This window comes from Aeoliella straminimaris (assembly GCF_024054565.1).
Taxonomy (GTDB): Bacteria; Planctomycetota; Planctomycetia; order Pirellulales; family Lacipirellulaceae; genus Aeoliella; species Aeoliella straminimaris.
On record NZ_JAMXLR010000076.1, the window covers coordinates 24136 to 42553 of the forward strand.

Below are 18418 nucleotides of genomic sequence, written 5' to 3' on the forward strand. Positions count from 1 at the left end.
TTCCACCGGGAAAAGTGTCAAGGCTGCCAATCTTGCGGGCACTCGGTCGATATCGCATTGGTGCAAGTTTGGATCTTCATGTAATTCGGTTTCGTGCCCAGTATTACTCGTTGGGGCAAGGGGCGGACTAGCGCGGAAATATCGAAAAAGGAAGAAAAAAAGATGACGCCATGGGATCGCCGCATGCTTGCCTGTGCTCTGGCAGCGGTTCACCAATGGACGATCCCTGCAAAGTGGTCCACCCTGGATGATCGGCAAGACGGAATCATCTGTGGAGGTTCGGGTGCGACGATAGTTCCAGTGTTACCTCATTCAACTCGCCGGCTTTGACGTCGATGGTGAGCCCCGAGTTAGCAGTCGATAAGTATCGCTGTGGTACGAGTGGCTTCGCGGCCGCCTCTGGATTGCCAGGGTCGGAGGACGAATAGGCCTTGACGGCTACGTGGTGCAATCCGGGCTGCGCTCCTTCACCAAGCTTGCCCGACGAAAGTGTGAATCGCCCTTGGGTGTCTATCGCGCCGCGGGCCCCGCGCCCGTCGTCGGTCGATGTTACCACTGTTCCGCTAGTTAGCGCTTGCCCATCGAGTGTTACCTGGCCTTTTACTGTTGCCAGTGAGGGAGAATCCTTGCTGCAACCGGTAACTGCAACTGCAGTCATGGCCAGCAGGTAGCATAGAGCACTGTGGGCAGTCAGCTGCGTCATGGCGTACCACTCCACTTCTTCTACTTCGACTGGGTTACTCAATAGTGCGAAGACGTCTACCGCCGTCCTCCGCCGCCACCACCTTCGTTGGCCGTAGCAGAAGCCGGATTCTGCGTGTCGTCATTGCCGCGTGTTGCCAGGGCCTTCAGTACATTCAGCTCCATGTCATCGGATTCGAAATGCACGGAGGCATCTGCCAGCAGCAGGTGAGCACCCGATGTGTGGTTGCTGCCGATGCTGCCATCGTTATTGCCGTACCCGCTGCTACCATTGGAGTCGCCCGGTTCTTCACGGAAAGCGACGTGCATGGGCTTGAAGACGTTCTCGGCGTTGTAGATGAAGCCTCCCGAAATACCTACAATCCAGGTCCGCGAGGGGCCGACGCTTTCTCCATCGATACCACCTGACCACGATTGTTCGGCAACCATCATCGTATTTGACGTACCATCGGTGATCCGCTTGAACTTGACACCTTTGTCGAGCACAAAACAGCCGTTAGTTGCGATACCACCTGTAACGTCGGAACAGTTCTCGATCGTGTATCCCGAGTCAGGCCAAGAGGTGGTTTCCTGCAGTGGGCAGATTTCCGACTTGGCCCCCATCACCGCGAAGTAATGGGCCCGCAGCGGCGACTGGTCGATGAATGATGTGCTGTTGCCAACTCCGCCGGTGAAGGCGCTCAGTTCCCGTCCGGTCGAGGGACACTGAAAGGCGGGCACAGGTGTAGATTCGGCAAGGTCGTTGGCCACGTCGTACCAGTAGGCGGTATCGTCAATGAGGTTATGGAGATTGGCCTGTTCCATGAAAGGTAGTATTTGACCCAGATAGCTCATCTCGGTGTCATGCGCCGCTACGGTTGGCAGATGTCCGAACGTGTCGTGGAAGTTGTGGCAGGCGATCCCAATTTGTCGCAACTGATTGCCGCATTGGATGCGCCGAGCGGCTTCTCGAGCGGACTGTACTGCTGGAAGCAGCAAGGCAACGAGGATCCCAATGATCGCGATGACGACCAACAGTTCGACCAGGGTAAAGGCTTTGCGTCTCATCTATTTATCTTCCATGCGAGGTAATGGCCGCCGATTGTCGAGGGCGGCGTTGGACTGGTTCAGGCACCTCTCAACCTGGCGTCCTAGGCGTGCGAGAATTCCTGCCGGAAATCGTACGGCTTATATGCCGGCTCCAGACAGCGAAACCGGAGTTTCGCCGCCAGGAACCGGGCTGCCCAGCACTTCTATATTCTTCAGGTCAACGATCTGTGGTGAAACGCTCTTGGCCCCGGCGGCGGAGAGCCAAAGCTCCGCAGCCGACGATGCCCGCCAGCAGCACCACGGAACTTGGTTCGGGGACGTTGCCAGAGGCGATTCCGCTGACCGCGCCGGACATGGCGCCAAAGTTCGATTTCCACAACGAGTAGTCGCCAGCATCGACGATGCCGGAGTTGTTACCGGTGCCTGAGGCCAGCGCCGCTTCGTCACCACCAAGGTTGTTACGCCACACGGTGTAGTCGGCCAGGTCGACCATGCCGTCGCCGTTGAAGTCGCCCTGCAGTCCCGCCGCGAAAGTCAAAACCAAATCGGTCAGGGCTTCGTTGTACGAGGCAGTGAATCCTTCTGGCAGTCCTGCACCAAAGTCGAGGCTGACCAGCGGCGTCGTGATTCCACTTGCTGCCGACAGCAGAGTGTACTGCGTGCCATTGGCGGGTGAGTCGCCGAAGTAGCTCACATCAATCGTTCCATCCAGCAGGGCGGTGCCCGTAATGTCGAGAGAGTCGGAACCGGCCGCCCCCAGATCGAGCTCCAAAGTACTGCCGGAGTTCAGGCTCAAGTCGCCGTTGATGGTGAGAGTTTCCCCTCCGCCAAATACATTCGTCTGACCGCTGTTGTAGCTCAACCCATCGTAGAAAGTGCGGTCGTCTCCATCTTCGGTTCCCGCGTCGTCCACGTACACAACCAGATTACCACTGGCATCGGTCGTAAACTCTCCCAGCGGTGCACTGAACAGCGTGCGATTGCCGGAGGCCGTGCTGAGTTCGGTGGTGTGGGGAAGCGACGTGGTGAGCACCGAATCCGTGGCCCCAGCGACGGCGTCATTGGGGTTGCCGTAGAGCGTCAAGTTGCCCGACGTGTCTCCAGCCTGGATTCTCCAACTCGATCCGTCGGCATCCCAGAAGTTTGCATACACGGTATAAGTGGTGTTTGCTGACAAACCTGAGATGGTCGTGCGAATCTCTGGCGCCGTGGTGGGATCAGCAGCATCGGCTTCGTAAATCGTATCCGAGTTGCCTCCGATACCGGTGCGAACTTCCCAAATGTCGGCTGCCGGAACTAAAGCACCTCCACCCGACAGAGTCGTGTTGCTGTTGTGGTCGGCGTCGACGTACGTGAACTCTGGCAGAGCCGAGAGTGGCGTTGAACCGACGGCGAGAGTGCCGTTGACGATGATGGAACCAGTGGAGGCCGTATCAATTTCCAGTGCTGCTCCACTGGCTACCGTGGTGGTGCCTACGTAGTTGGTGCCAGCGTTCTGAAACTTGACCGTACCGGCGTTCACGTTCACGGGGCCGTAGCCGGTGATGCCGCCAGAGCCGGTGAAAGTGTAGGTGCTAGCCGAGCTAAAAGTGGTGCTCCCCGGGGTAACATTCGAATCGACAACGACATTCTTCGCACCACTGCTGCCAAAGGTGACCGTGTCGAGATCGCGGAACTGATTGCTGCTCGACCAGTTGGTGCTGGTGGCGACGTCCCACGTGCTGTTCCCGGTGGAGCCGGCCCAAGTCAAGTTCGACTGGGTGCCATTGACCTGCAAGCGAACCTGGCTGCTGGTCGAATTGACCTGCAAGGTTTGTCGAGGATTGAGTGTTTCACCCAGGTTGTTCACTACTTCTGCATTGAAGGCCGCGACGTCGGCGGCGGTGCCAGTGCCGTGGTTGATCAGCGTGTAATTGGCGCCGCTGCCTTGCAGCGTGCCGCCCACAGGCGTGACCTGTACTGTGATTGCTGGAGCGTCCGTCGTTGTGAAGTTGCCATCAATCTGAACTCGATCTCCTACGGCCGTAGTGCTGCCGAGAGCGACGTTCAATGCCCCGCCACCGAAGCCGCCGGTGAGAGTAGCATTGCCCGTGACCGTGAGCGTGCCATTGGGAGAGAGAGTATTGTCATCGTAGATGTCCAGTCGCTGCACTTGGACCGTTCCGCCACCGGCGAGTTCATCGCCTTCGCCCAGGTCGTAGTCGGCAAAGGAACTCACGTTGAGAGTGGCGCCTGCTTGCACGGTGGTAACATTGCTAAACAGCTCGTTATCGCTGGCCGCGTTAGCCGTGAGCACCAGGGTGCCTTCTTCCACGGTGGTGTTGCCGAACCAGTAGTCGTCGTCCACGTTGGTGCCAACGGTCAGAGTACCGCTGCCACGCTTGAAGACGTGGACGTTGGCCTCTCCACCGGCGCCGCCTGTGGGGTTGCCATCGGCGTCGGCCACACCATCGGTCAGCCGACCGGTGAGGTTGAAGTTGCCGTCGCCGGAGAAAACGAAATTGCGGACGCCCGTGTCGGGCGCGGAGATGACACCTCCCAGCGAGAGTGTGCCGGAAGTTGATTCAAAGTTGTATTGCGTACCCCCGATGGTGCCGAGGACGTTGCCGTTCCAGGTGTTGTTGCCGGCACTGGTGACGCTCACCGCGTCAAAGGCGGCGCCTTCCCGGGCGCTGACTTCCAGTACCTCGCTGGCGACGGTGATGTTGCCAGAAAGAGCCAGGGTGCCAGTGTTGGCGTTGCCGGAAGTAATCGTCCGGCTTGCGGCCGTGCCGCCGGTGCCAAGAGCCGCGGCGTTGTTGATGGTCAGCGTACCACCGTTGACGGTCGTCAGGCCGCCGTAAGTGTTCGAGCCCGAGACAACCACGGTGGAGCCGGAGTTCACGGCCAGCTGCCCGTCGCCACTGATGACGCCGGTGAAGGCGACCTCGGCCCCATCGTTCACCTCGACGACGCTGGTGCCGTCGATGGAAACATTGCCGCTGACCGATCCGGAGGTGTAGCCAGTTCCATGGGTGTCGCCGAAGAACCCGTTGTCGGTTCCCCAGAAACGCAAAGCGGCTGCATTCTGTAGCGTGATGTTCGAACCGGTTGGAATCGCACCGGCATCCACCACGGAAGTATTCGTGTCGTCGATGGAAAGGCCGCCGGTGAACGTATTGGCCGCATCGAGCACGAGTTCGCCACTGCCAGAAAGATTGAGTCCCGACGCGCCTGCCACGCCGGCCCGCAGCCAGTGTCGACCAGTGGTGTTAATCTCGGCCGCGCCGGTCATGGTGATGGTCTGGTTGGAATCGGCGGTGAGGAAGTAGTCGCCATCTCCATCGTTAGCGAAGAAGATGGTGTTCGACGTAACGCTAGCATCGAGCGTCACGACTCTGTCTTGGGTGATTACGTCGCCGAAGAGTATGTCGTCTCCAGGAGCCGGTGCCTCGCCGCCGACCCAATTGGTGCCGACCGAGAAACTGCCGTCCGCATCCACCGCCCATTGCGTGAAGTCGACGCCGCCGACCGATAAAACACCGGTCGATGTATTGAAGGTGTAGGTGCCGTTGGTCCAGAAAGGACCTGTCTTGTCGAAATCGGCAACGCTGAACGTGGCGCCGTAGGTCTGCGTGGCCGCGTCGGTAATCTGCCAGCTATCGCTGGCGCCAGTGCTGGCGCCAGAGAGGTCGAAGTTGAAGACGCCATCAAACACGGTGGCTGCACCGCTGCCCGTGACCGAGTTGTTCACTCCGCTCGACCCGACAACGAAATTCAGCGCGGCCCCATCTGCCAGTGTGAAACGTCCATTGTTGACGATACTGCCGGTGAAGGTGTTATCTGCCGACAGGAAGCTGAGCACCGAACCGGTACCGTCGGAGCCCGGGTTCGTAATGGTGCCAGTACCGCTAATGTCGGATAGTACGTTGATCGGCCCCTGCTTGGCGTAGATAACCGAGTCGGAAACCACGCTGATCGAGCCATCCAGATTAAAGATATCGCCCGATCCATTGAGGTGATTCACCGATCCGCCATTCAAAATCAGGTTGTCAACCGTGATGGTGCCTGCGTCGCCGGTACCTTTGTAGCTGAAACCGAAGAGATTTCCGTCGGTCAAGGCCACGTTGTTGTTGATCGTTAACGAGTCTCCTTCAAAGGTGTAGCTCTCACCATCGGCCGGGGTGCGTAGGCGGAAATCGCCAGTGAAGTAGTCATTGCCCGTCGAGGGGGCTGATGCATTGCTCCAAGCACCTGCGGAGTTGAAGGACGAAGTGCCGAACCCATCGCTGGCCGTTAGGGTTATATCCGCCCCTAGGGACGACGCTGCCGTACCCGCCAGTAGTATCCAACTGCCAAGAATCAAACGCAACTTACACATAGTGAATCCACCTCCAATGGAGCAAAAGTATTTTGCTAAGAGCTTGCCCTGTTCCTCTAAGCGACCTGCAATCTGCGACTCGGTCTGGCCCGCGTACTGTGATGTTAACCGATGATGTAGGAAGACTTTTTCCATGACTCCCGAAGTTCGACTGTGGCGACCGACGTTGCCAGAAATTGTCCGATCCACCAGTACCACAGTCGTATGCCTGATGGCGTCACCTGGGCCAATGCCGACGACGCACAAACACTCCGCGGCAGCCCGATCGTGGGGGCCTGTTGGGAGATTATTCGAGTTTCAATGAGATACTGTTCCTGCAAACCTGAGTTCCGCCTAATGAGGTTTGTTGGGGCGAAATGGCCCAGATAAGTGAATGCCAGTCCGCTACTGTTATCTCTGCTGAGGTCAGCGGATTTTTGCGAGGAAAACCGCCATTTTTCCGCGGCTGTTGAGGGCGCGTGCCCTAAGCTGTTTCCTCGTAAGTACTTGCGTCTCTTTCGGCTAGCCGTTGGGTCCCTCGTAAGTTGCAGGTATCGATGGTGGAATCGGGCGAGGGCGTTACACGCCAAGCCGGGGCGATCGGCTTGCTTGCTCGTGTGTCGCCGAATATCACTTAAACGATGCGCTAGTTGCAACTCTTCTAGACGGTGAAAAGACCATGAAGCGAATACGACTGTTACCGGCACTGGCCGTAATTGCGCTGCTCGTCGGCTTGGGGGGCGGAGCCTCGGCCGTTCCTCCTGCCAAGCCCTATCACCAGTGGGCCGAGACGCCGCCCTTGGGTTGGAACAGTTGGGACATCTTCGGTACGACGGTTACCGAGCAGCAAGTCAGGCAACAGGCTGACGCCATGGCCGCGAAGCTGTTGCCTGCTGGATACGACATCCTGACCGTCGACATTCAGTGGTACGAGCCCGACTCGCAGGCGCATGTCTATAAGCCGGGTGCGCGTCTGCAGATGGACGAGTACGGACGCCTGCTGCCAGCGGTCAAGAAGTTCCCTTCGGCCGGCGAAGGCCGGGGCTTCAAGCCGCTGGCCGACTATGTTCACTCCCAGGGGTTGCGATTCGGCATCCACATTATGCGGGGCATTCCACGGCAGGCGGTCGAGCAAAACACGTCTGTGCTGGGTACGGATTTGCGTGCTCGCGACATTGCCCTTACTGGATCTACGTGTCCATGGAATCCCGACATGTACGGTGTTGATGCCACCACGCCGGCGGGCCAGGCCTACTACGATTCGATTATTCAACTCTATGCTTCATGGGGTGTCGACTACATCAAGTGCGACGACATCTCTCGCCCTTACGACGACGTGCAGAAGGCCGAGATCGAGGCCCTCCGCAAGGCGATCGACAACAGCGGGCGGGCGATTGTCCTGAGCCTTTCGCCGGGTGCGACGCCCTTGAGCGCCGGGCCGCATGTGTCGCAGCACGCCAATCTGTGGCGGATCACCGACGACTTCTGGGATCGCTGGGGCTTGCTGCACGCCATGTTCGAACGCCTGCATGCGTGGGAGCCGTATCGCCGGGCAGGCGCGTGGCCCGACGCTGACATGTTGCCGATCGGCGTCATCCAGTTCGGTCGCAAAACCGGCTTTAGCCCGGACGAACAGCGCACGCTGATGAGCCTGTGGGCGATTGGTCGCTCGCCGTTGATTTTCGGTGGCGACATGACCAAGCTCGACGACTTTACGCTGCACATGCTGACGAATCCGGAGATGCTGGAGGTCAACCAACACAGTACCAACAATCGCCAGGTATCGCGCAAGGACAACCTGATAGTTTGGACTGCCGATGTGCCGGACAGCCCAGACAAGTATGTGGCCTTGTTCAATGCGCAGAGCATGGGGCAGAACCTCGACTTTACTTCGGCCAACTACACCAGCCCCGTGATTGCCGGCGAAGGGAAGTCGCAGGAAATGGACATCTCGGTAAAGGACGGAAAACAATTGGTGCTATTCGTAACCGATGGCGACGATGGCTTTTCGCACGACCATGCCGTGTGGGTAGACCCCAAGCTGCATGGGCCAGCGGGAGAGTTGAGCCTCACTAAGCTCGAATGGCAGCACGCCACAGCTGGGTGGGGCGGTGTGCATGTCAATCGGACCTGCGAGGATCGACCGCTGGTGGTGGATGGAAAACCAGTAGCAGGAATCGGCACCCACGCCAACTCGACCATCATCTACGAATTGCCGGAGGGGTACGACACCTTCACGGCCAAAGGCGTCTTGTCCAGTACAGGCTCCGTTCAGTTTGGGGTGCTCGTTAGCAAAGGCGATCAGGCCGTGCGTGAAGTGAGCGAAGTAGGTGTTGACTTTGCCGCCATCGGTATACCAGGCAAAGCCGCCGTGCGAGATCTATGGTCGCACCAGGATCTTGGCGAGTTCAGCGATTCCTTCAGTCGCGAAATTCCTCTGCACGGCGCCGGTCTCTATCGCCTGAAGCCACTGCCCTGATGGTGGTGCGGAACGGTCAAGTAGATGATCGCGCTCGCCAATTTCACAAAGCGAGTGCCCAAATTCATTAGTGGCGGGCGAAGAAAAGCAGAAAATCTCGAAGCCACCAACATCGACTAGCCCGCTTTACCGCAACTGCCCAAGCGGTGCCACATCGACTGATACGTTCAGCGTGTTGTCGCCGCCGCCGACGAAGACACCTTGGATGGGACAGACATCGGCGTAGTCGCGCCCCAGGGCAATAGTGACATGATCGGTGCCGGGGATTACGTTGTTGGTCGGATCGAATTCTATCCAGCCGGCCGCACCGCAGTAGACCGACAGCCAGGCGTGCGAGGCATCGGCACCGACCAGTCGTGGCTTGCCCGGTGGCGGGAGCGTCCGCAAATAGCCGCTCACGTACCGCGCGGCCAGCCCCAGCGAGCGGAGGCAGGCGATCTGCAGGTGGGCGAAATCCTGGCACACTCCGGCACGATGAGCGAACACCTCCGACACCTGCGATTTCACATGCGTCGCACCAGGTGTGTACTTGAAGTCTTCATACACGCGCCGCGTCAGGTCGTTGACCGCCTCGCCAATCGGCCGCTTGGGCGTCAGCGACACTCGAGCGTACTCAGCCAGCTCGTCACTTGCTCTCGCGTAGTCCGAATCATAGGCAAACAGGCAGTTGTTCACGTCCGTCTGCGGAGGTCGGGCTCGCAGTGCAGCGGCTATTGCTTCCCAAGACGGGGTCGCTTCCAACTCGAGGGCGAAATCGACGGGTTTCACGTCCACTTCGCTGGTCGCCGTGACGGTCAATCCGCGGTGCGTGTCGACCAGAGAGAAGTACTCGACCGTATTGCCAAAGTAGTCGAGGTGCGTATCGACCAGCACCGGCTCGGGGTGAACGATCAGGCTGTACGAAGTGCAACTCTGACGGCGGCTGTTCCGCGGGCGCAGATGCACCTTGTTCTGACAAACCGGTACCGGTTCGGAGTAGGCGTACTTGGTGGTGTGGCTGATCCTGTATTTCATGACCACCAATCGTTGGTTAAGACACCCGCTTCTCGGCCGTGCTCGACATCCGACGTGCTGGCCCCGCATGAACCAGATATCGAAGCGATAACTCGCGCGATAGATTCTGCAAATCCTGATCGAGCGTTTCGAGCAATTCGGCAAGTCGCTGCTGCTCGCCAACGCTGTACGCTTCGCATGTTCCCATGACGTCGACCATGCGAACGGCGTGAACCATCGAAAGGATCAGCCGCTCGTGGGGCAGGTAACCGGCTGGGTAGTCCTCACCCGGTAGTTGTTTGCTGACCTTCTCCACGGTAAGGAGCTGGTAGGCGATACTGCGGGGATTCGATTCGTCGGTAAGCAACAAGTCGACCACGGCCGACAATTGCAGATTCGCTCGATACCGTGAGCGATAGGTCATCACGCTGTCGGCGATCTCGAGCAAAGCGTCTAACACCTCGCTGGAGGGTGGCGGCGAGTCGATCAGGCAGCTCTGCAGCAGTCCCACGGTCTGTAAAGCCCGTTCCAGGCGTCGACCTAGTTCGAGGAACCGGAATACGTGCGAACGAGTCATGCTCTCCAGGCACATGCCCTCGATGGCAGCTAGCTGAACCACCAGACGGTTGAGCATGCTTAGCAGATCGGTCAGGTCGAGCGGTCCGTCTTTGGGCACGCAGAAGGTCTGGTCGATGCGAACCAGGACCCGCCAGGAGTCGGTGGAAAGACGGTCTCGGACCAACGATGCGGTGCGGAACATGTTGTTTAGCACCGAACGGATGGAACCGACCTGCTCGCGATCAAACACCAAGTCGGGCAGGGCCTCCTCGAGCTGCGGCATGTGATGGCGAATATCTTCCAAGGCAAAATCGGGCTCGATTTGCCCCTGCGACGCCAAAGCTCGCAGCAAACCGGTCGGTACGGCGGTCGGCCCGACGGCCATCTCGCTGGTCAGCCGCAGCACAAATGTGCGGAGTTGCCGGGCCGAGGCGTCGGCTCGCTCGATCTGTCGTCCCAGCCAAAAGATGTTGTCCGCCACGCGGCTGGGAAGTTCGGTCGCCGTGCGACGAATCTCGATCGCTTCTTCCTTGGTGGAGAGTAGCGTAACGTGGTCCACAGGTTGCGAACTGAGCACCCAGGCGTCCTTGCTTCCCTTCGAGGCCGGAATCGCCAGCGGAGGGGGAGAGCTGGCATCGCTGGTGCGGGCCAGACCTCCGGGCAGCACGCTGTACGAGTCGCCCGTCGCCACGGCAAACGAACGCAGCACCATATGGGCCGTGCCCGCGGTACCCTGATCCCAGGTGGGCACCGTGGAAAGCTTCAAACGCTCCTGCGCGACAAAGCGGGTTGGATGCGAACGAATCCGATCGGCCAATTCGCTCGGTAGTACGGAGTTGAGCTGTTTGTCGGCGTCGTAGCCGGTACCGCGGGATCGGTAGGCCTGCGAGACCACCAACTGTTGCGGATTGCTCAGCACTCGATCGAGCGATGGAGCTTCGCCACACCACCAGGTGGCCACCCCCGGCAGGATTGGGTCCTGGTTCAAGAAGAATCGGCACAACCGTGGCAGGAAAGCCATGAACGCAGGCGATTCGACCAGTCCGCTGCCAAGCGGGTTGATGACGGAGACTTCGCCGTCCCGCGACGAGTTCAGGAGTCCTGCCACGCCTAGGGTTGACTCGTCACTGAACTCCAGCGGATCGCATGCCTCGCTGTTGGGCCGGCGGACCAGCACATGGATGGGCAGCAACCCGTCGAGCGTCTTCAGCCACACGCGGTTCTCGCGAATGGCCAGGTCGTCGCCCTCTACCAGGGTGTAACCGAGGTAGCGGGCGAGGTAGGCATCTTCGAAGTAATTCTCGTGTTTGGGACCACGGGTGTAGATGGCAATTCGCGGATTCTCTTCACCGTGTGGCGACAGCTCCCGCACTTTTTCCTTGAACTGGATGAAGAATGGAGCCAGCCTTTGCACGTTCATACTGCGAAACACGTCGGGCAGCATCCGCGAGATGACCACCCGGTTCTCCAAAGCAAACCCAATGCCCGAGGGGGCTTCGGTGCGGTCGGCCAAAACCCACCAGCGACCGTCGGGCGAACGTCCCAGGTCCGCTGCGTAGAACGGAAGATACGATCCGCCGGGCGGTGTCTGGCTGTGAAACGGCAATCGGAACCCCGGATGCCCAAACAGCAATTCGGCAGGCAGCACACCGTCCTTGATCAGACGTTGCGGTCCCAGCAAGTCGCCGAGTGTCAACTGCAGCACCTCGGCCCGCTGTGCGATGCCTGCGGAAACGTGTTTCCATTCCGCCTCGTCGATCAACATCGGCAGGGCGTCGAGGTCCCACGGCCGGGCATTGTCCTCCGGATCGCCGTACGCGCTGTACGAAACACCGTTTTCATAGATCAGATGTTGCGAATGCTCCCACCGGCGGGTGAACTCGCTGGCGCCCATGGTGTTAAGCAGTTGGGAGAACTTGTCCCAACCGGGGCGCCGCCGGCCATCGGGGGAGGTCAACTCGTCAAATCGCCCCGCTTCTGCCTGGTAGCCGGCAAACAGATTGTCCGTGCCCGTCGGTGGCGCTACCGACGGGCCGGTCGGAGGTCCCACCGTGGACTGCTGTTGGCTTTGCATTGCTGCTCACTGATCAGTGCTGGCCGCGCCGGAGATCGAGTGTCAGCGGAAACTCGCGGCTAGGTATCTCTGGAGCAATTGTACCACCCACCGGCGTGTGGCCAAAGCCGAAGAACCGGGTGGCCCTTCGGCTCTCCGCTTCGAGGGCGTTGACTGGGAAGGTGGAAGGGTTTAATCCGCCTGGATGGCCGGTGTGGTACTGACAACCGCCAATCGAGCGACCCAACCACTCGTCGAACAGGTCGAACACCAGCGGGCCGTGGACGGGAATCGTCGGGTGCAAGCAATTGGGGGGCTGCCAGGCGCGGAAGCGGATGCCCGCCACAAACTCACCTTCCACACCCGTAGGATGCAGCGGCACGCGGCGACTGTTACAACTCAAGATGTAACGAGGATCGGTCAGACCCTGCACCAGCACTTGCATTCGCTCGAGAGACGAATCGACGTAGCGAGCGGTGTAGCCACCGCCGGGTTCTTCGCCCAGTACGTACCACGGTTCCATTGCCCGGCGGAGTTCCACTTTCACGCCACGTTGCGTGAAGTTGCCAATGAACGGGTAACGGAACTCGTGATGGGCAGCAAACCACTCAGACTCTATTGGAAATCCTGCTTTCTGGGTCTCTTCGATCACGTCCTCGAAGTCCTGCCAGATAAAGTGAGGCAGCATCCAGCGATCGTGAATCGTGGTATTCCAGCTAACCAGTTCCTCTTCGTACGGCTTTTCCCAGAATCGGGCTACCAGGGCACGAATAAGCAACTGTTGAGTGAGGCTCATCCGGGCATGCGGAGGCATCTCGAACGCACGGAACTCCACCAGGCCCAAACGGCCGGAAGTCGAGTCGGGCGAGAACAGTTTGTCGATGCAGAACTCGGAGCGGTGCGTGTTGCCGGTGCCATCGACCAAAAGGTGGCGGAAAATGCGGTCCACCAACCAAGGCTGTACCGTTTGTCCCGACTTAATTTGTTCGAAGGCAATGTTCAGTTCATAGATCGAGTCGCTGCGGGTTTCGTCCACCCGTGGCGCCTGGCTCGTCGGACCGATGAACTTGCCCGAGAACATGTACGAGAGCGAAGGGTGGTTCAACCAGTAGCCAACAAAGCTCTTGAGCAAATCGGGACGACGCAGCCAGGGGCTGTCCGCCGGGGTCGATCCTCCCAGTACGACGTGGTTGCCGCCCCCGGTACCGGTGTGTGAACCGTCGAGGTCGAATTTCTCGGTGCCCAGGCGAGTTTGCCGAGCGTCTTCGTACACACCGGTCGTGATATCAACCAACTCGCTCCAGTCGTGTGCGGGATGCACGTTAACTTCGATAACACCCGGATCGGGAGTGACCTTGATGTGTTGGATGCGCGGATCGTGCGGGGGCAAGTAGCCTTCGACCACCACCGGCAGGTCGAGCGACTGAGCGGTATCTTCCACAGCCGTAATTAGGTCGAGGAACACCTCGACCCGATCGATTGGCGGCATGAAGATGTGCAGTTTTCCTTCGCGGGGCTCGATGCACATGGCGGTGCGGACAACGTCGGCCGGATCGTCGTATTGGGTGTCGACCGCAAACAGCGGAGCGTCACCGGCGTCGGGAGATGAGGAGTCGCCGCTCTCGTGCCAACCATTTTGACCAGGACCACCGCGATCGCCACTGTGGCCGCCGGGCGTGCCCTCACCACCCACGCCGGCGTATTGCTGCACGGGGGTGGCGCGACGCGCAATGCGGGCTCGTTCGCGAATCACCGAAGTGCCGCTGCTGAACCAGTCTTCGCGGTTGCGAAATTGCTTATGACTGGGCAGGTCGGCGAGTGCGACCATCGGGTCTTGTTCGAAGAAATCGATCGGATATTCGGGCGCGCTTTCGTATAGCAATGACTGCAGCGGCAGCCGGAAACCCATCGGCGAGTCGCCGGGAATCAGCAGCAGCTCGTCGCTGCGGACAACCCAGTGGCCGCTCTGCCAGCAGGGCGTTGGTTCCCACCAGCGATACTGCAGGGGCAGGACCATCCCAACCGGGCTGGTGATTCCCTGTTCAAACACTCGTGCCACGCGCTCGCGTTCTTCGATGTCTTCGAGCTTCGAATCGTGCACGTCGACGTTCGGCGGTAATCGCCGTTCGCGCCAGGTGTAGTACATGGCGTCCTCGAACCCGTGGATCGCGTGCTCGGGATTGACCTGCAGTCGTTCGGCCAGGGCGCGGGCGAACTTTTGGGCGTGCTCGACGGTGTGGCCGTAATCGGTGTTTACGTCGGCCAACAGCGCCTGATTCTGCCAGATCGGTTGGCCGTCCTTGCGCCAGTAGCAATGCATGGCCCAGCGTGGCAGCGACTCGCCTGGGTACCACTTTCCTTGTCCAAAGTGCAGCAAGCCAAACGGGGCAAAGCGGTCACGCAGTTTGAGCAGCAGGCTGCTAGCCAGGCGTTTTTTGTTGGGACCAACGGCAGCGGTTTGCCATTCCTCGCCGTCCATGTCGTCGATCGATACAAAGGTAGGCTCGCCCCCCATCGTCAGTCGAACGTCGTCCTCGTGCAGATGGCGATCAATCTCGTGCCCGAGCGCCTCGATCTTAGCCCATTGTTCTTCAGTGTAGGGCTTGGTGACGCGGGGGTCTTCGTGGATTCGCTCCACCGACATTTCGAAGTCGAATGTCACCTTGCATTCGTCAAGCGCGCCGGTGATGGGGGCGGCCGAAATGGGGTGTGGCGTACAGGCCAGCGGAATGTGGCCTTCGCCCGTCAGCAGACCAGAGGTCGGATCGAGCCCCACCCAACCGGCGCCCGGCAAGTAGACCTCGGTCCAGGCATGCAGGTCGGTAAAGTCGGCCTGCGGACCTTCGGGACCTTCGAGTGGCTTTTGGTCGGCCACCAGTTGGATCAGATACCCGGACACAAACCGGGACGCGAAACCGAGGTGCCGTAACGCCTGGGTCAGCAGCCACGCCGAATCGCGGCACGAACCGCTACCTAGTTCGAGCGTTTGCTCGGGCGTCTGGACGCCTGGCTCCATGCGGACCAGGTAGGCGATGTCGTTCTGCAGGCGTTGGTTCAGGTCGACCAGGAAGTCGATTGTCTTCCGCGGTGTGCGGTCGATCGAAGCCAGCAGGGCGTAAAAATTTGGGCCCGCAGGACCCGTGGCGAAGTACGGCTTGAGGTCGTCCAGCACGTCGGCCGAGTACTTGAACGGGTATTCTTCGGCGTCGGGTTCCAGGAAGAAATCGAACGGATTAATGGACGACAGGTTGGCCACCAGGTCGACTTCGACCGAAAGGTTCTCTACCGAGTTGGGGAATACGCAGCGGGCCAGGTAGTTGCCAAACGGGTCCTGTTGCCAGTTGAAGAAGTGGTCGTCCGGTTCTACCTTCAGCGAGTAACTCTCGATAGGAGTGCGGCTGTGTACGGCAGGCCGCAGACGGATTACCTGCGGACCAAGCGAGATACGCCGGTCGTAGTGGTAAACGGTTTTGTGATGTAGGGCGACTCGGATACTCATGGTGAGATTTGCTCAAGAAGAAGCGGACGATCCGTCGCCTAGGAACTGGATTGTGTTTGCGATTGAGACGCCTCGGTAGTATTTGTCGGCAATCGAAAGAAATCGTTGTGGATCGCTATTCCCAATTCGTTCAAATGTAATTGGAACTGGTCGATATATTCGTGCATTCCCTGCCGAATGATATCTTCGATACTGGTGTAGTCGAGCTCCATCCGCTGACGCCCCATCAGTTGCTCGCAGCGGCACTTGAAGGTGCCTTGGGCGGAGCCGGTGATGTGGCACAGGGAGTCCTGGGCACGCACGATGCAGAAATGGACCGCTCGGGGAAAATCGCGATCCAACACCAGGAATCGGGCAACGTTGTTGGGGGTGATGGGCCCATGCACGCGGCGGTACATGGTCAGGGCGCTGGCCGAGCGTAGCAGGGCGGACCAGCGGACCACGTCGAGGCTGGAGCCGACGTCCTTGGCCGAGGGCAGCAGGAGATAGTACTGCACGTCCACAATTCGCGAGGTCTTGTCGGCCCGTTCCATTAACCGCCCCATCCGCGCGAAGTGCCAGGCCTCGCCGTGCGACATCGTGGCGTAGGTCTGTCCCAGGATGGTGTGGCTGGCCTGCTTCACGGCGTCGCAGAACTCGTTGGGCTCGGTCAGCGGTTGTCCCTGGCGAGCCGCTGCGGTGACCATCAGGTAAAAGGTGTTGATCTGCTGCCACATCGGCACCGTGATGGTTTCGCGCACACTGCGGGCGTTTTCGCGAGCATTGGCTACGCACGACAGGATCGAATTCGGATTGCGCTTGTCGTATGCCAGGAATTGCAGCACTGTTTCCCGCGTGGGTTCGCCGTAGAGTTCCTGGAACAGGGACTCGTCGCCTGTCGTGTAGACCAGCGGCGCCCATTGGTGTCCCAGGGTGGATCCCTCGCCAAGCGTTAAGTTGTAGTTGACGTCGATAAAACGAGCGACGTTTTCCGCCCGCTCGATGTACCTCGCCAACCAATAAACCGCTTCCGCCACCCGACTAAGCATTGCTGGACCCATTCTCCACATGCGCGTTGTGATTGCCGACGGAGTGAGGCCCGTCCGATCTCAAAACCCAAGTATCCTTGCTGCCGCCGCCCTGCGACGAGTTGACCACCATCGAACCACGGCGCAGGGCCACCCGGGTCAGCCCGCCTGGCATGACATAGATGTCCTTGCCACAGAGCACGAATGGTCGGAGGTCGACATGGCGGGGTTCCAGTTTGTCTTCCACCAGCGTCGGCACGGTAGAAAGTTGCAGCATCGGCTGGGCAATGTAGTTGCGCGGATTCGCCTTGATCAACTCGACGTACTCGTCTCGCTCGGCTTGCGATGCCTGGGGGCCCATCAGGATGCCGTACCCACCCGATTCGTTCGTGGGTTTGACCACCAACTCGTCGAGGTGGTGGATCACGTAGTCCCGCTGAGATTCGTCCGAACAGATGTAGGTCGGCACATTCGACAGAATGGCATCCTCGCCCAGGTAGTACTTGATGATTTGCGGCACGTACGCATAAACAGCCTTGTCGTCGGCCACACCGGTACCGGGAGCGTTGGCCAGCGTCACGTTACCACGGCGATAAGCGTCGATCAGTCCCGCCACGCCCAGGCACGAATCCTCACGGAAGCACTTGGGATCGAGAAAGTCGTCGTCGATGCGGCGATAGATCACATCGACGCGCTGCACGCCCTTGGTGGTCCGCATGTAGACGTAACCATTGTCCACAATCAGGTCGCTGCCTTGCACCAGTTCGACGCCCATCTGTTGAGCGAGGAACGTGTGCTCGAAGTAGGCCGAGTTGTAGATGCCCGGCGTCAGCACCACGGCCGTCGGGTCGGAAACATGCGGCGGGGCACACTCCAGCATGGTTTGCAGCAGTTGCTCGGGGTACTCTTCCACCGGAACCACCGACATACCCTCGAACACCTTGGCAAAGGCTCGCTTCATTACCTCGCGGTTCTCCAGCACATAGGAGACTCCCGACGGGCAACGAAGATTGTCCTCCAGCACGTAAATGGTGCCGTCCGCGTGGCGAATCAGGTCGACACCGCTGATGTGGCACCACACGCCCTGCGGTGGTTTGAAACCGGCCATCTGTTCGCGGTAAGTCTTCGCCGATTGCAGCAATTCCCTCGGTACGATGCCATCGCGAAGGATGTGCTGTTCGTTGTAGATATCGGACACGAACAGGTTGAGCGCGTGGATTCGCTGCTTTAGGCCTTGTTCCACCCGTTGCCATTCGTCCGAATCGATGATGCGAGGCAACAGGTCAAAGGGCCAGACCTTCTCGGTGCCGTCCTCGTGCCCATAGACGTTGAAGGTGATTCCCATGTTGTGCAGATTTAACTCAGCCGCCTGTTGGCGATTGCGAAGTTCTGCGTCCGGAATTTCCTGCAACCTCGTGACGAAAGGTTCACAGGCCGTTCGGGGCGCACCCTCTGCGGAGAACATCTCGTCGTAGCCGACAGATTCATAGATCATGCTGGTTTCCGCTGGTGGCCGATTCCCTGTTTCTTGCCCGCCGCTCTGCCTAACAAGCGCGCACAAGAAGTCCACATTTCGAGCAGCGTTGCTCGCAGCATCCGAAAATTAGTCCCGCCGATAGCATCGACTGCATTTTCACGGTCGGTCCTTTTATACAAGCAAGTAACATACCACGATCGTCAAGCGGAGGCCAATCTTGCGGTCTCGCGAGCCTGGCCATGTGGCGTTGGTCGGGGAACTGGCAGGTAAGCTGGCTGTTTT

Annotated in this window: 9 protein-coding genes; 1 reads left to right on the forward strand and 8 read right to left on the reverse strand. The window is 59.4% G+C overall.

Annotated features, from left to right (window positions below; translation table 11 throughout):
• Positions 1–265 precede the first annotated feature (265 nt).
• The 3 genes from NG895_RS21795 to NG895_RS21810 form a co-directional block, all read right to left on the reverse strand.
• Positions 266–745, reverse strand: a complete 480-nt coding sequence (locus tag NG895_RS21795) for a hypothetical protein (RefSeq protein ID WP_252854655.1) — start codon at positions 743–745, stop codon at positions 266–268.
• 14 nt (positions 746–759) lie between these two features.
• Positions 760–1749, reverse strand: coding sequence for a DUF1559 domain-containing protein (locus tag NG895_RS21800; protein ID WP_261361697.1), 990 nt, complete (start codon positions 1747–1749; stop codon positions 760–762).
• Positions 1750–1948: 199 nt separating this feature from the next.
• Positions 1949–6091, reverse strand: coding sequence for a beta strand repeat-containing protein (locus tag NG895_RS21810; RefSeq protein WP_252854656.1), 4143 nt, complete (start codon positions 6089–6091; stop codon positions 1949–1951).
• A gap of 658 nt (positions 6092–6749) precedes the next feature.
• Here NG895_RS21810 and NG895_RS21815 point away from each other — a divergent pair.
• Positions 6750–8549 carry an NPCBM/NEW2 domain-containing protein gene (locus NG895_RS21815; protein WP_252854657.1) on the forward strand — a complete coding sequence of 600 codons (1800 nt, stop codon included), beginning with the start codon at positions 6750–6752 and terminating at the stop codon, positions 8547–8549.
• A gap of 126 nt (positions 8550–8675) precedes the next feature.
• On the opposite strand, the gene NG895_RS21820 is transcribed toward NG895_RS21815, so the two are convergent.
• From NG895_RS21820 to NG895_RS21840, 5 genes are read right to left on the reverse strand one after another with little or no spacing between them, the layout of a single operon-like run.
• A complete protein-coding gene (locus NG895_RS21820; RefSeq protein WP_252854658.1) occupies positions 8676–9563 on the reverse strand; it encodes a transglutaminase family protein in 888 nt (295 codons plus the stop codon).
• Between the two features lie 16 nt (positions 9564–9579).
• Complete coding sequence (locus NG895_RS21825; protein WP_252854659.1) at positions 9580–12174, reverse strand: circularly permuted type 2 ATP-grasp protein; 2595 nt, start codon at positions 12172–12174, stop codon at positions 9580–9582.
• A gap of 13 nt (positions 12175–12187) precedes the next feature.
• Positions 12188–15652 (reverse strand): transglutaminase family protein, encoded by a 3465-nt coding sequence (locus tag NG895_RS21830; RefSeq protein ID WP_252854660.1) that lies wholly within the window; start codon positions 15650–15652, stop codon positions 12188–12190.
• Between the two features lie 38 nt (positions 15653–15690).
• Positions 15691–16680, reverse strand: a complete 990-nt coding sequence (locus tag NG895_RS21835) for an alpha-E domain-containing protein (protein WP_252854661.1) — start codon at positions 16678–16680, stop codon at positions 15691–15693.
• On the reverse strand, positions 16673–18154 hold the full coding sequence (locus tag NG895_RS21840) for a circularly permuted type 2 ATP-grasp protein (RefSeq protein ID WP_252854662.1): 1482 nt from the start codon (positions 18152–18154) through the stop codon (positions 16673–16675). The genes NG895_RS21835 and NG895_RS21840 overlap by 8 nt, the downstream gene beginning before the upstream one ends.
• Positions 18155–18418: the final 264 nt, after the last annotated feature.

Excerpts from the sequence above, each read along its gene's own strand:
- NG895_RS21840 (WP_252854662.1), bottom strand. The coding sequence starts at position 18,154 with ATGATCTATGAATCTGTCGGCTACGACGAGATGTTCTCCGCAGAGGGT.
- NG895_RS21825 (WP_252854659.1), bottom strand. The coding sequence starts at position 12,174 with ATGCAAAGCCAACAGCAGTCCACGGTGGGACCTCCGACCGGCCCGTCG.
- NG895_RS21835 (WP_252854661.1), bottom strand. The coding sequence starts at position 16,680 with ATGCTTAGTCGGGTGGCGGAAGCGGTTTATTGGTTGGCGAGGTACATC.
- NG895_RS21830 (WP_252854660.1), bottom strand. The coding sequence starts at position 15,652 with ATGAGTATCCGAGTCGCCCTACATCACAAAACCGTTTACCACTACGAC.
- NG895_RS21810 (WP_252854656.1), bottom strand. The coding sequence starts at position 6,091 with ATGTGTAAGTTGCGTTTGATTCTTGGCAGTTGGATACTACTGGCGGGT.
- NG895_RS21820 (WP_252854658.1), bottom strand. The coding sequence starts at position 9,563 with ATGAAATACAGGATCAGCCACACCACCAAGTACGCCTACTCCGAACCG.
- NG895_RS21800 (WP_261361697.1), bottom strand. The coding sequence starts at position 1,749 with ATGAGACGCAAAGCCTTTACCCTGGTCGAACTGTTGGTCGTCATCGCG.
- NG895_RS21815 (WP_252854657.1), top strand. The coding sequence starts at position 6,750 with ATGAAGCGAATACGACTGTTACCGGCACTGGCCGTAATTGCGCTGCTC.